The organism is Flavobacterium difficile (assembly GCF_011392115.1).
Taxonomy (GTDB): domain Bacteria; phylum Bacteroidota; class Bacteroidia; order Flavobacteriales; family Flavobacteriaceae; genus Flavobacterium; species Flavobacterium difficile.
Map to the genome: position 1 here is coordinate 250,559 of NZ_JAAJBT010000004.1, position 15,500 is coordinate 266,058.

General features: G+C 30.7%; 10 protein-coding genes and 1 pseudogene. 7 read left to right on the forward strand and 4 right to left on the reverse strand.

Features of this window, described 5'->3' with window-relative positions:
- Positions 1–63: 63 nt before the first annotated feature.
- Positions 64–1,809 (reverse strand): TonB-dependent receptor, encoded by a 1,746-nt coding sequence (locus tag G4D72_RS08765; protein WP_166077295.1) that lies wholly within the window; start codon positions 1,807–1,809, stop codon positions 64–66.
- 110 nt (positions 1,810–1,919) lie between these two features.
- A complete protein-coding gene (locus G4D72_RS08770; RefSeq protein ID WP_166077296.1) occupies positions 1,920–4,931 on the reverse strand; it encodes a tetratricopeptide repeat protein in 3,012 nt (1,003 codons plus the stop codon).
- Between the two features lie 148 nt (positions 4,932–5,079).
- Here G4D72_RS08770 and G4D72_RS08775 point away from each other — a divergent pair, with 148 nt between their 5' ends.
- From G4D72_RS08775 to G4D72_RS08805, 7 genes and pseudogenes are all read left to right on the forward strand, one after another.
- A complete protein-coding gene (locus G4D72_RS08775; RefSeq protein ID WP_166077297.1) occupies positions 5,080–5,763 on the forward strand; it encodes a cell division ATP-binding protein FtsE in 684 nt (227 codons plus the stop codon).
- Positions 5,764–5,815: 52 nt separating this feature from the next.
- Positions 5,816–6,361, forward strand: coding sequence for a DUF4199 domain-containing protein (locus G4D72_RS08780; protein WP_166077298.1), 546 nt, complete (start codon positions 5,816–5,818; stop codon positions 6,359–6,361).
- Positions 6,362–7,303 (forward strand): glycosyltransferase family 2 protein, encoded by a 942-nt coding sequence (locus G4D72_RS08785; protein WP_166077299.1) that lies wholly within the window; start codon positions 6,362–6,364, stop codon positions 7,301–7,303. It abuts the gene before it with no gap.
- Positions 7,304–7,455: 152 nt separating this feature from the next.
- Positions 7,456–7,894, forward strand: a pseudogene (locus tag G4D72_RS08790) (ORF6N domain-containing protein).
- A 4-nt stretch (positions 7,895–7,898) separates the two neighbouring features.
- Positions 7,899–9,626 (forward strand): phospho-sugar mutase, encoded by a 1,728-nt coding sequence (locus G4D72_RS08795; RefSeq protein ID WP_166077300.1) that lies wholly within the window; start codon positions 7,899–7,901, stop codon positions 9,624–9,626.
- Entirely contained in the window at positions 9,626–11,455 is a 1,830-nt protein-coding gene (locus tag G4D72_RS08800) for an ABC transporter ATP-binding protein (protein ID WP_166077301.1), read from the forward strand. Before G4D72_RS08795 ends, G4D72_RS08800 begins: the two co-directional genes overlap by 1 nt.
- 30 nt (positions 11,456–11,485) lie before the next feature.
- The gene (locus G4D72_RS08805) at positions 11,486–12,187 is read left to right on the forward strand and encodes a hypothetical protein (protein ID WP_166077302.1); all 702 of its coding nucleotides are present in this window, start codon (positions 11,486–11,488) and stop codon (positions 12,185–12,187) included.
- A gap of 125 nt (positions 12,188–12,312) precedes the next feature.
- On the opposite strand, the gene G4D72_RS08810 is transcribed toward G4D72_RS08805, so the two are convergent.
- Entirely contained in the window at positions 12,313–13,005 is a 693-nt protein-coding gene (locus tag G4D72_RS08810) for a hypothetical protein (protein ID WP_166077303.1), read from the reverse strand.
- A 37-nt stretch (positions 13,006–13,042) separates the two neighbouring features.
- Entirely contained in the window at positions 13,043–15,490 is a 2,448-nt protein-coding gene (locus G4D72_RS08815) for a TonB-dependent receptor (protein WP_235922479.1), read from the reverse strand.
- Positions 15,491–15,500 lie beyond the last annotated feature (10 nt).

Here is a 15,500-nt window from a genome sequence, read left to right on the forward strand (position 1 = left end):
CCATATTGAATATTCAGCCTTTATAATCTTGGAACAACAAATATAATGTAGAAGATGGAAGTTTTAGAAATCAAACTTATAACTCGCACCACCTAACACTTGAATGCCTTGTACTGGAAAATTTGCCCAACGTTGATATTGTTGGTTGGCTAGGTTATTTCCTTTTAGAAAGAATGTCATTTTTTTACTGTATTTGTAACCCACATTTGCATTCAAATCGAAATAACTATCTAAAGTTACCTTTTCTTGCACAAATGAAGGCAATGGGAAAATTAATTCTTGTTTTGAAACCAAATCCATTCTTTCCCCTACAAAAAACAATTGCATGCCACCATACCATTTTTCTGTAAAATCAATATTTAAGTTAGCTTCTACTTTTAATTGTGGTAAATTCCACGCTTCTTGTAAGGTAGAAACTTTAAAGCTGTTATATGTACCACTAAGAGTGAATGCCGTTTTCTTTGAAAAATCAGCTTTAATTTCTCCGAAAATATTGAAAGTATTCAAATTATCATACACAACATTAAACGAATTACCGAAATGATAACCTTGTTTGTTAGTAATTGATGCATCATAAATATTAGAAACAAAAAACGCTTTGTTTTTTTCATTATTGATTCCACCACGAATATTAAAAGAAACGGCATTAGCTAATTTCCCTTTCATTCCAACATATAAATCAAATGAATTATCAGTTGGTGAAACATTCAAAGTTGGCGATACAAAAGGATTTCCATCTACAAAATCAGCATAAGAATTTTGTTGTAAATTTCCTTCAGCACCGGCATAGGCAATCATTAAATCGCCCACTAAACGATAAGACGCTTTTACATTTGGATACACAAAAAATTTGCCGTCAGAAGTTCCGTTGAATCTATTTGTTGTATAAAATAATCCTGCACCTAAATGTACAGAAAAATCATCTTGTTGGTATAAAAAGCTTGGTTTTGTTCCGAAAATCACATTGCTATATTTCATTTCGTTACTGTTATAATAGTCTTTTTTGAAATTTCCACCAACATAATCTACTACGAATGAAGCACTGATTTTACTGTCCATTACTTCAAAATCAAATGATGGTTTTATAAAAAATCTATTCTCTCCAGATCCAAATTTATCCGAAAAACGTTTGAATTGCATTGAAGCATCATTAAATAATCCGGCATTAAATTCCATTCTGCCACCAAATGAAATGGTATTATAACTTTGCATTTCTGCAATTGAACTTATTGTTGCTTCATCAAAATTGATATTTTCTGTTGGCAATCCATACCAATTTACAACCTGATTTTTCACACCTAAATCGACGTTCCAATTCATGTCTTTTGTTCTACTACCGTAGGTAAAATCTAAACCAGTTGTGTAAAATTTGTCATCTAAAACCAAACCTTTTATACCACCTTGAGAAGACAGATGGCGCAACAAACCACCGATATAATCCGTTTTACTCAATTGATGCGCTAAGAATACTTCCGCGTTAACAGTTCCGTAATTTCCAGCTCCAAGTGAAGCGTAATTAGAAAAACCTTTTTCTTGAGTTTCTTTATCAACATCAGCCGCTTTTCCTTTAGAAGGTACGAAAGTTGACGCTACAGGAAAGGAAAAGATTTGATATTTGATTGGAATTTTGGGTTCTACTACTTCCTCTTCTACAGCTGGAGTTTCCTTTACTTTAAAAGCATCAGAAATGGTTGGCGTATAAGGCTTTACAATATTAACCACTTCACTACCAATGTTTTCGTCTTTCTTTTGAGAAAAACCAACTTGAATAGTGGTAATGGCGATGATACTAAAAATTAACTTTTTCATATTTTGTTTTATTAACCGCAAGGACACTAAGGTTTTCGCTAGGTTCGCTATATATTTAGAATAATTACTTGGCTCTTTTTACTTTTTACTTTTTACTTTTTACTTGGCTCTTACTTCGTTACCGAAGAATTCGTCTTCGCCTCTTCTGCTTTAATTCTATCTAATTCCGTTTGACATTCTTTAACTACATCTGGAAATTCCTCGAAATTATCTATAATACTTTGTAAAATTTCTGTGGCTTGAAAACTATCTTTCAATTCATAATAATTTTTCGCCATGACAAGTAACGATTTTGATGCGAAATAACTATAACTTGAATATAAAGAAGAATATTTTTCAACTACTTTATTTGAAGCCTCAAATTTTCCTTCTTTATTTTTAAAATAAGCATCGTAATATAATGCTTCTGCAGCTAATTCCCCTTTAGCAATTTTCTGTAATTTTGCATACGCTTCTTTGGCTTTGGCGTCGTTATTAGTTTTAATTGCCGAACGTGCTACTATAATTTGCGCATCACTTTTAATTTTATCATCCATTTTCGGATTTTTCAAAACTTTATCAGAATAGCTTTCAGAATTTACAAAATCTTGTTTTTCATAATAACACTTCATCAAATTAGCTTGAGCGAAAGTAGTATTTTGAGGATATTCTGCAATTGTTTCCAATTGTTTTAGAACCGGAATTGCTAAATCACAATTTTTGTCTTTTAAATGAATTTCAGACAAACGAACTAAAGCTTGCTCTGTAAACTCGTTTCTGGCTTGACCAATTACATAATCGTAATGCGGAATAGCATTTTTTTCTAATTTATCTGCAAAATATAATTGTGCCAAATAAAAATGCACTTTCAAGGCATGTAAACCTTTAGGAAATTGACCTAAATAACTAGTAAAACCTTCAATTGCTTTCTTCGGATTATTTGCTAAATATTGTTTTTCAGCAGATTCGTACATGTCGTTATCTAATTCCGCATCCGTTACTTCTACAAAAGAAAGTGTTTTTACCCAAGCTGCATATTCTGCTACATTTCCATTGGCTTTATAGATACTTTTAGCCGTTTCAACAGCTTCTAAAGATTCTGGAGAATTTGGAAATTCTGCTACTACTTTTTTAAACTTTGCTAACGCAGCATCATCTCTATCTGTGTTATAATAAATTAAACCTTGTTTTAAGATTGATTTAGCAACATATGCACTATTTTTATAATTGTTAATTAAGTTGTCAAAAGTTGCAATCGCTTTATCATTAATTTCTTCATTCGTATACGTATTTGCTAACTCATATAAGGCATCATCTAAATATTGAGACGATTTATAAGTGACTACGAATTTGTTTAAGTCATCAATTTTCTTGTCGTTTTTATTTACAAATCCGTAACTCATACCTTTTTGAAAAGCAGCGTAATCAGCATCTACACATTTCAATTCAATAGCTTTATTATAAGCATCCATTGCTGGCCAATACTTTGATGAAATATAATTGCAATCAGCCAATCTTAAATAAGCATCTGTTAATCGGTTTTTGTCATCTTTAGCATTTGTAATGTAGGTATTGAAATAAGGAATCGCATTTTCATATTCTTTAATCTTAAAATACGCATAACCTAGATTATAATTCACGGTATTGTTTTCAGGTGTTTGTGTTGCAGCGACACTATTTAAAAACTGTTTATAAGTCAAAACCGCTTCAGAAAATTGATCTAAACTGTATTCACATTCTGCTTTCCAGAAAGTAGCACGCGCTAAAATTTTAGCATCTTTATTTTCGGTTAATGATTTTTTGAATAAAACATAAGCTTCTTGATATTTTCCATCTGTGTACACTTCTAAACCTCTGTAAAAAGCAACTTTTTGATAGGCAGCTTTATTTTCTGGTGTTTTGTTTTTTTCTAACAACACCAATGCTTCTGCATAATTTTTTGAAGAAATAAATGAATTAATCAATAAAGCCTTTAATTCTGAATGGTTTGGATTTGTTGGATATTTATCCATAAATGTTTTAAGAATTTCCGGTGTAGATACATAGGGATTTCCAATTTCGTAACTCAACTTCGTGTAATTCAAAGCCGCATCTTCCTGAATTTTGGTATCGAAAGTCATTTCAGAAGCTGTTTTAAAGGCGTTTAAAGCTTGTTGTTTTTTATCTGTATTCAAATAACTTTCTGCCAAATGATAATAAGCATTTTGTGCTACAAAATCGTTTCCTTCAATAATTTTATTGAATTGCGTTATCGCTTTTTCGTACTCTTTTTGTTGATAAAAGGCATAACCAAGTTGATAATAATCGGTATTGGTCCATTTTCCATTTTTACCTCTGTAAGCTTGTAAATAAGGTAATGCTTTGTCGTATTTTTTTAAATTGAAATAACTTTCGCCAATTATTTTTGACAATTCACTTTTTTCTAAAGCATTTGATTTTTTTAGTTGTGGTTCTCCTAAATCGATAGCTTTTTGAAAATTTCCCAATTTAAAATTCATATCCGCTTGAAAGTAACCCATTTTCTCTTTGTACTTATCCTGATCGGAAACTTGCCCAAAAAGCTCATTGGCTTCCTGGTAATTGTCACCTTCATAGGCCAAATACCCTAAATAATACTTTGCTTGATTCCCATATTCTTTCGAATTGGCAACTTTATTTAAATATTTTGAAGCATCTTTATTATTTTTAGTTGAAAAACTTGCGTAACCTCGTTGAAAATTAGCTTTTTCTAAGTCGGAAACATTTAAATCTGGTTCATGAATATTTTCGTACCATTTTAACGACTGAGTATAATTTCCTTCTGAAAAATAAAACTGTGCCACTTCTAAATAAGCCGCATTTCTTTTCGTACTTGTGGGATGATTTTCTATGAAAGCTTCCATCAAAGCATCTGCACCTTGTTGATTGGTTTTTATGGCACAATTTGCAATATAATATTCACAATCAGCTATTATTTCTTCAGAAGTTGACGTACTTTTTACCTTGTCAAATAAAATTTGTGAAGCTTGAAATTGTTTTTCTTTATACAATTGAATTGCTTTGTTGTAATCTTGATTTTGATTCGTGTAAATTGCAGACTGCTGAGCAATAATACTTTGCGAAACAAGAAGCAATAATAAGGTTATCTTTGTTAAAATGTTCATAGTAGTATTCTATTTAGATTTCAAATATATCAAAACGATATGACTATAAACGTAAAAATAATCTTAAATATTGTAATTGAAATTATTTAGTTCAATAATTTTGTTTAACGTTCAAATGTTTATATTTTTACACATTAATTAAGTAATTATGAGCCATACGATTTTAGCTTTAAAAAACGTTTCTATATATCAAGAAAATAATCTAATACTATCTGATATAAATTTAGAAGTTCAAAAAGGAGAATTTTTATATTTTATTGGAAAAACAGGTTCTGGAAAAAGTAGTATTATGAAATTACTTTATGCAGATTTACCTTTAAATGAAGGTGAAGGAACAATAGTAGATTATGATTTAACTACACTTAAAGAAAAAGACATTCCCTATTTGAGAAGAAAAATTGGTATTGTTTTTCAAGATTTCAAATTATTATCTGATCGAAATATTAAAGAAAATTTAGTGTTTGTTTTAAAAGCAACAGGTTGGGTAGATACTGTTGAAATGGACAAACAAATTCAAGAAGTTTTAGACAAAGTTGGAATGGGAAATTTTGCCTCTAAAATGCCACATCAACTCTCTGGTGGAGAACAACAACGTGTTGCAATTGCCAGAGCTCTATTAAATGATCCAGAAATTATTTTAGCAGACGAACCTTCAGGAAATTTAGACCCACAAACTAGCATAGAAATTATGGAAGTTTTGAAGAAAATAAATGCAAATGGTAAAACTATAATCATGGCTACTCACGATTATGCATTACTATTAAAATATCCTTCTAAAACATTAAAATTTGAAGATGGAAAAGTATTTGAAGTGGTTCAAAAATCAGTGTAACGTTTTTAAGAAAACGTATACTAATATTTCAAACTAACTAAAAATTTACAAAATGAACGAAATTTTAAAAAACAATGGTATTAAATACGGAGTTATTCTAGGATGTTTAGGTATATTAATGCATTTAACAATATACTTATTGGGTGGAATCACTAAAGAAAACGCAATAACTGGCACAGTTATTAATTGTATCTTTTGGGTTGGATATTTAGTCACTAGAATAATACAATGTAGCACTACAAAAAAACAACTGAATAATGTTGTAACATTTAAAGAATTATTTACCACTTTAACGATCTGTATCGCAATCGGTATTTTAATTGCACAACTTTTCAACTATACATTAAATAATTTTATTGATGTGGAGTACGGAAAAGCTATGAACGAATTTATGAATGAACAACAAGTTGTAGCTTTAAATGCGATGAAAAGCATTACTGATGTATCAAGTGAAGACTTAAAGGCTGCCGCAGAAACTGATAATTTTTCTATCCTTAAAACACTACAAGGTTCAGCTATGGCATTTTTAATATCATCAATCATGAATTTGATTCTTGCTGCAATTTTTAAATCAAAAACAAACGTATTAAACGAATAAATGAATATATCACTAGTAATTCCCTTGTTAAACGAACAAGAATCGTTACCCGAATTATCTAAATGGATTGAGAAAGTTATGACTAGTCATAACTTTTCTTATGAAGTATTGTTTATAGATGATGGCAGTACTGATGGCTCTTGGCAAACTATTTTAGACTTGCAAAAAGACAATTCCAATATCAAAGGTATTAAATTTTTACGTAATTATGGTAAAAGTCAAGCTTTACATGCTGGATTTGCAAAAGCTTCGGGAGATGTTGTAATTACTATGGACGCTGACTTACAAGATAGTCCAGACGAGATTCCAGAATTATACGATTTAGTTCAAAATCAAGGTTTTGATTTAATTTCTGGTTGGAAGAAAAAACGTTACGATTCTGTAGTGTTTAAAAATATTCCTTCCAAATTATTTAACTGGGCCGCTAGAAGAATTTCTGGAGTTAAATTGAACGATTTCAATTGTGGTTTAAAAGCTTACAAAAATATTGTTATTAAAAACATTGAAGTGTCTGGTGAAATGCATAGATACATTCCAGTTTTAGCCAAGAATGCAGGTTTTGCTAAAATTGGCGAAAAAGTAGTAATCCACCAAGCTAGAAAATATGGAAGTTCTAAATTTGGAATCGACAGATTCGTAAATGGATTTTTAGATTTAATCACAATTTGGTTCATTTCAAAATTTGGGAAACGCCCGATGCACTTTTTCGGATTATTAGGAAGCTTAATGTTTTTTATAGGTTTTTGTTTAGCCATTTACTTAGGAATTGATAAACTTTTTATACATAAAACATCTCGTTTAATTACCAATAGACCAGAATTTTATATCGCTTTAACCACTATGATAATTGGAACGCAATTATTCTTAGCTGGATTTTTAGGCGAAATTATTTTACGCACGAAAAACAACGAAGAACGTTACAAAATTGCGGAAACGTTATAATTATTAGATCACAAATTGATACCTTAGTAAATAATAAATCTTGTAGCCACAAATTGTTACCTCAAGATTAAAGAATAACTTAATTACACGCCAAAATGAACAATTTAGAGATTATCACGAATAAGATTCACATTATTCGTAATCAAAAAGTGATGTTAGATTATGATTTAGCAGCACTTTATGAAATAAACAAGAGTTTTAAAACAATCAGTGAAAAGAAACATCGAAAGATTTCCAGAAGATTTTATGTTTGAATTGACGGAAGATGAAATTAATATCGTGGTATCACAATTTGTGATACCATCTAAAAGTTTCTTAGGAGGTGCAAAACCTTTCGCTTTCACAGAACAAGGAGTCGCAATGCTTTCCGGTGTTTTAAAATCAGAAAAAGCAATAAAAATAAATATTGCCATTATGCGAACTTTCGTAATTTTACGTAATTCGCTACTAAATTTAGAAGAAATAACTTCAAAAGTAAAAGAAATTGAGAATCAGTTTCCTGAGATTTACAAGATTTTGAACCATTTAATGAATAAGGAAGATATAAAAACAGAACAAGAAGACCGAACTAAAATTGGTTATAAAAAATAAGATTATGCACATAGAACAAAATATTTTAGACCAAGTGAATGAATGGCTAACGCCTATTTTCGACCAAAACACACAAGATGAAATAAAAAAACTAATGACTTCAGACCCAAAAGGTTTAGAAGATGCGTTTTACAAAAACTTGGAGTTTGGTACGGGTGGAATGCGAGGAGTTATGGGTGTAGGAACCAATCGTATCAACAAATATACTTTAGGAAAAAACACACAAGGCTTGTCTAATTATTTGAAAGTATGTTTTCCAAATGAAGATTTAAAAGTCGCTATTGCCTACGATTGCAGAAAAAACAGCGATACTTTAGCTAAAGTTGTAGCGGATATTTTCTCAGCAAATGGAATCAAAGTGTATTTATTTTCAGAAATGCGCCCTACTCCAGAATTATCTTTCGCTTTAAAACATTTAAATTGTCATGCTGGAATTGTTTTAACCGCTTCACACAATCCTCCTGAATATAACGGATACAAAGTATATTGGCAAGATGGCGGACAAATTGTGCCACCTCAAGATGGTGAAATTATTACAGAAATTGAAGCATTAAAATATAGTGATATTCAATTCTCAGCCAACGAAGATTTAATTGAATACATAGATGCAGCAATTGATGAGGCTTTTGTCAATTCAACTGTTGAAAATGCTAGTTTTAATACTTCAAAAGAAGCTAAAGAAAATTTAAATATTGTTTTTACACCATTACACGGAACTTCAGTAAAATCAATTCCTGCCGTTTTAGCAAAAGCAGGTTATTCGAATGTGAATATCGTAAAAGAACAAGAAACTCCAGATGGAAATTTTCCGACAGTAAAATCTCCAAATCCAGAAGAACCAGAAGCTTTAACAATGGCTTTAGCATTAGCAGATAAAGTAAATGCAGATATTGTAATTGGAACTGATCCAGATTCTGACAGATTAGGTGTGGCCGTAAGAGATAACGATGGAAAAATGATGTTACTAAATGGAAACCAAACCATGGTAATCATGACAGCCTTTTTATTAGAACAATGGAAACGTGCAGATAAAATTACAGGTACAGAATTTATTGGTTCAACAATCGTGTCTACACCAATGATGCTAGATTTAGCTGAAGCGTATGGAATTGAATGTAAAGTGGGATTAACAGGTTTTAAATGGATTGCAAAATTTATTAAAGACTTCCCAGATCAGAAATTTATTGGAGGTGGTGAAGAAAGTTTCGGATTTATGGTGGGTGATGCGGTTAGAGATAAAGATGCCGTTGCAGCTTGTTTATTAGTTTGCGAAATAGCAGCTCAGGCAAAAGCTTCAGGAAGTAGCTTATATAAAGAATTGATTAACTTATACTTAGATTTTTCTTTTTATAAAGAACATTTAATATCTTTAACTAAAAAAGGAAAAGAAGGTTTAGCAGAAATCAATCAAATGATGATTGACTTACGTGAAAATCCAATGGAATCTATTAACGGTCAACGTGTGGTTTGTATTGAAGATTACCAAAACACAACAGCTCGTGATTTAATTAATAATGAAACGTTTGATTTAGACATTCCAAAATCAAATGTATTAATTTATTATTTAGAAGATGGAAGTAAAATTTGTGCCCGACCAAGTGGAACTGAACCAAAAATTAAATTCTATTTTAGTGTGAATGCTATTTTAGAACAAGCAAGCGATTTCGAAGAAGCCAACAACTTCTTAGATACTAAAATACAGAATATTATCACTGAAATGAAATTAAACTAATGGATGATAATTTAAAAAAAATAATTCCTTTTGTAAAAAAGTATAAAAGAAACGCCATTTTAAATATCGTATATAATATTTTTTATGCGCTATTTTCTACCCTATTAATGGTAACATTAATTCCTACTTTAAAAGTATTATTTGATAAAACAAAACAAGTAGCAGTAGAACCAAAATATGAAGACATAACTAAATTAGGAAGTTATTTAAGTGATTATTTTAACTTTAAATTGACTAGTTTATCGATAGATTATGGTATTCAATATACGTTATATTTTGTGGTTAGTATCGTAATTATTACTGCCTTATTAAAGAATTTTTTCAATTACTTAGCTGCCAATCAATCCACTATACTGAGAAATGGTGTTTTAACTGATTTGAGAGAAAAACTTTATCATAAAATTATACACTTACCCGTTTCGTACTATTCAGATCAAAGAAAAGGAGATGTAATGACCAAAATGTTAGGTGATTTAGGTGAAGTCCAAAATTCATTTTTTCAAATTTTTGAATTAATTGTTAGAGATCCTGTTACCATATTGTTTTCATTGATTTCTATGTTAATTATAAGTGTAAAACTAACCCTTTTTGTTTTTGGTTTTATTCCAATTTCTGGCTTCATTATTTCTAGGATAGGAAAAAGTTTAAAAGCTAAATCTGAAAAGGCACAAGCTGAACAAGGTTTTTTTATTTCAACTTTAGATGAAACATTAACAGGCTTAAAAGTCGTTAAAAGCTACAATGCTGAACCTATTTTCATAAAAAAATTCAATGATTCAATTTATAGAATGCTAAAATTGTCGACTAGTATAGCCAGAAAAAACAATTTAGCTTCACCAATGAGTGAATTTTTAGGAATCATAACAATTGCTACATTATTAATTTTTGGAGGTTATTTAACTTTAATAGAAAAAAGTTTAGATGCTGAAAATTTTATTGGTTACATCGCCTTAGCTTATACGATTTTAACTCCTGCAAAAGCAATTTCGAAAGCTTCCTATCAAGTTAAAAGTGGTTTAGCTGCAGCAGAACGTGTTTTTACCTTATTAGAACAAGAAAATGTTGTGATGAATAAACCTAATGCATTTGAGAAAAACACTTTTGATCAATCAATTTCTGTTAAAAATATCAATTTTGCGTATCAAGAGGAAAATGTATTGAAGCATTTTTCTTTTGAAGTAGAAAAAGGGAAAACCGTTGCCTTAGTTGGGCAATCCGGTTCAGGAAAAAGTACTATTGCAAATTTACTAACCCGTTTTTACGATATCAACGAGGGTTCTATTGAAGTAGATGGTGTGGAAGTTAGAGATTGGAACATGCATGCTCTAAGAAATTTAATTGGTTTGGTGACACAAGATTCTATCTTATTTAACGAATCAATTAAAAACAACTTATTAGTTGGAAAACCTGATGCAACCGATGAAGAAATCATAGATGCTTTAAAAATTGCAAATGCCTACGAATTTGTATCTTCTCTTCCTGAGGGAATTAATACCAACATTGGTGATGCAGGTGGAAAATTATCGGGTGGACAAAAACAACGTTTGTCTATTGCTAGAGCCGTATTGAAAAATCCACCAATTATGATTTTAGATGAAGCAACCTCAGCTTTAGATACGGAAAGTGAAAAATTGGTTCAAGATGCGTTAGAAAAAATGATGCAAAATAGAACTTCAATCGTAATTGCACACCGTTTATCGACCATTCAAAAAGCAGATAACATTATTGTAATGCAAAAAGGAGAAATTGTAGAACAAGGTAAACACGCTGAATTGATTGCAAAAAATGGAACTTATGCTAGACTAGTGGCACTACAATCTTTGGAGTAATTTTTTATATTTTTTCGAAATTAACTTAAAATGTATAAAAAAAATGACAACATTAAGTTACCTGATGATCCAGACACTATTGTTTGGAAGTACTTAGACTTGTCAAAATTTTTAGATTTACTGATGTCGCGAAAACTATTTATGTCGCGTTCCGATAAATTTGAAGACCAATACGAAGGCACCTTTTCTGAGCCTACTTTCGAAGAAATCAAAAGACTATCTCAAAACAAGCCCGAATTTTTAGATTATTACAAATCGCATCGCGAAAAAGTGGTAGTGAGTAGTTGGCACATTAACGAATATGAATCCTTTGCAATGTGGCAAATATTTACCCAAAACAATGAAGGATTAGCCATTCAATCTACTATTGGAAGACTACAAAAGGCACTGAAATCCGAAATCAATTATAGTCAGTTTATTGGTGAAGTCAATTATATTGACTACAAAAAGGAATACATTCCATTTGACAATATGTTTTTCCCTTTTATGTTTAAAAGAAAAAGTTTTCAGTATGAAAGAGAAGTCAGAATTATTTCCGATTTATCTGAAAATAACATTAAAATTAACGATGGTTTAAAAATTGACATCGATGTGAATCAATTAATTGAAAAAATATACATTCATCCGAAATCAGAAAACTGGTATAAAAAGTTAGTGATTGAACTGGTTTCAAAATTAGATTATACCATCGAAATTGAAAAATCGGATTTAGAAAGTGATATTTTAATTTAGTTTTATTTACCGCAAAGTTAAGCACAAAGCACAAAGCACACAAAGTTTGTCATGCTAAACCTTTATCAACCAACCAAACTAAAATAGATAGATTCTGAATCGAGTTCAGAATGACAAAAACACTTCTATAAAGGGAAGTATTCCGAAACCTTACTATCTTTTAAGTTTAAGAAATGATAATGAATTTTATCTTTTTTATCGAATTCACCATTTTTATTAGCATCTTCAATAGTTCTGAAATAAATTTTATTCGCAGACTCCATATGTTTCCAATCAACTAATTCTTGCAAATCTGTAGAAATTTTAGTGAAATTTTTTCCTAATTCTGAACTTATGTATAACGATTTAATATCATTAGAATCAATTAAGCCATCCTGATTGGTATCGGAGTCAGCCAAAATATACACTAACATTTTATTACTCTTTATGAACGAAACGCGTTCAATGAGCATCACTTTTTCAGTTAAAACGTGTAAAGAATCTGAGCCTACTGCTTGAAACTTTAGATTTTGTAAATAACCTGTAATTTCATTTTCCATAGAATTGGAAACGCTAAACCCAGCCACACCTTCATATGATGTTGTTTCATAACTTCCTTTTTTATTGATGTCGCCTAGTGTTAAATTACCAATCGTATACACCAAAACACTTGAACCATCAAATTGAATAGGCAAATCTGCAACTTCTAATTTTGTGGTATCTTTTTGTGGCGATTTAGCTTGTTTTTCTGTGTATTTAACTTTTGGTTTGGCTTTTTCATCTTGACAAGAAAAAAACATCACACTTAAAAAAAGAAGAATATATATATAATTTTTCATAGACAGTAGAATAAGTCTCAAATATAGCAATTAGAAATTAAATTCTCATGCTCAATTTTAAATTAAACGTTCTCGTTGTCAAATAGTTTGGCACACCATATTGCGTTTTAGTATATACATCACGCACCCAAGTATTTGTAATTGAATTTTGATTATTAAACATATTAAAAATTTCAAAACCTAAAGACATTTCAGTAAAATTAGCCAACCATTTTCTGTGAGCGCCTAATTTTGCATCTTTAAAAATATACGAAAATCCGGCATCTGCTCTACGATAATCATTCAAACGTATTTGATATTCGTAGGCATCTGCATAAGCTGGTGAACCACCTGGCAAACCTGTATTGTAAACTAAATTCAAATACATTTTCAAACTTGGAATGTTAGGCATATAATCTTGAAACAAGATAGCAAATTTTAAACGTTGATCGGTTGGACGCGCAATATTTCCTCTTCCATTTTGATTTTCTTCTGTTTTTAAATAACCGAAAGTAAACCAAGATTCTACACCCGGAACAAATTCTCCATTCAAACGTCCGTCAACACCATAAACATAGGCAGTTGCATCGTTATTTGCTCGATAACGAATACGAACATTATCAATAGTATACGTATTTACATCGCTAATTGTTTTGTAATAAGCTTCACTTACAAATTTAAACGGTCTTTGCCACATTTTAAAACTATAATCGTGACCTAAAACAAAATGAATTGATTTTTGATCTTTTACATTTGGATTTACACTTCCATCATTTCCACGTAATTCTCTATAAAATGGTGGCTGATTGTAAATTCCTACAGAAAAACGAAAAATCATTTCCTTTTCCCACAAAGGTTTTAAAATAAATTGCGCTCTTGGAGAAAAAGTAAATTGATTGTCTCCGGAAAATCCATTATTAGAAACTAACCAACTTTGTCCACGCACACCAGCATTTACATAATAAGTGTGTACCCCAATTTTTCCTTCATGGTTCCAATTTAAATAGGTACTAAAACGATTAATTGTTGTGTTGTTTTTAGCTCTAACATTTTGGTAAGGCGCTAAAGGTCCGTAATAGGGATTATACGGTTGGTCGTTTACATATCCTAGCAACGGATTAGGCAATGAAAATCCAGCAGAATCAACAACTTCCCATTCCACCACTCTATCTCTAATGTTTTCAAAATTATGTTTGAAACTCCACTCTATCGCATTGTCCTCATTTAATTTATGATTTCCTTTGATTTCGTTGGTAACGATTAAAGCGTCTAAATTATTTCTGGCGTGGTTTAATTGTGAACCAATTCCACGAGAGAAAACTACATCTCCAAAAGTTTCCGAACCAATATTGGCATCTACTTCACCTAATCTATATTGTGCTAAAATATCATAATACTCTTGCTCTACTGTGTGATAGGCTGATGAAATCAATTTATATTTATTGTTTTTGTTTGGTTCATATATTGCTTTAAATGCTCCAAAAACAGTTGTGTATTTATCTTTTTCTTGTCCTTCATAATCAATTACTAAAGCAATTGGATCACTTATGGTTCCAAAATTCGTCTGACGAGTTATGGGCGTATAATCGTAAGTATTTTGCGCGATGTTACCTAAAAAACTAAAATTCCATTTAGTGTTTAAGTTGAAATTTAACAACGATTGTATGTCTAAAAAGGATGGTCTAAAATTAGTTTCAGTTTCCTGACTTTTAACTAAGAGTGAGTTGTTTCTGTAACGAACTCCGGTAATATTACTCCACTTTTGGTTTTTAGAAACGCCTTCTGCAAAAATACTTCCTCCTAATAAACTAGCTTCTAAACCAGCATGAAACGTTTTCGGATTTCTGTAAGCGATATCTAAAACAGAAGCTAATTTATCACCATATTTAGCTTGAAATCCACCTGCATAAAAATCGATGTTCTGAACTAAATCGGTGTTGGTAAAACTCAAACCTTCTTGTTGCCCAGAACGAATTAAAAACGGACGATAGACTTCAATTTCATTAACATAAACTAAATTTTCATCGAAATTTCCTCCACGTACAGTGTAAGAAGTACTCATTTCGTTACTTCCAGATGCACCGATTAAAGTTTTAACTAAATTTTCAACTCCAGGATTTGCACCAGGAATTCTTCTGATAACAGCAGGAGAAATAGCTGTTCCTCCATCAATTTTTCTGTTTTTCCCAGAAATTACAACGGTTTCAATTACTTCATTTATTTCATTTAAAATCGGATTCCATTCAAAATCTTCATTAGGTTTTAATTTTACTTTGTACGTCGATTTTTTTAATGTAGCATGTGAATAAATAATAGTTACTTCTTTATTGGCTTCAATTTCTAATTCGTAAAAACCGTTGGTATTAGTAACTGTATTAGAGGTTTGAGAACTTACTGTTACCTTTTGAACAGGTTGTTTATTTTCATCTAATACAATTCCTTTTATTCTTGCTTTTTGTGCAATAGAAAATGTAGAAAATAAAATAAAAAATAAAAGATATCGCATTGACTTACTG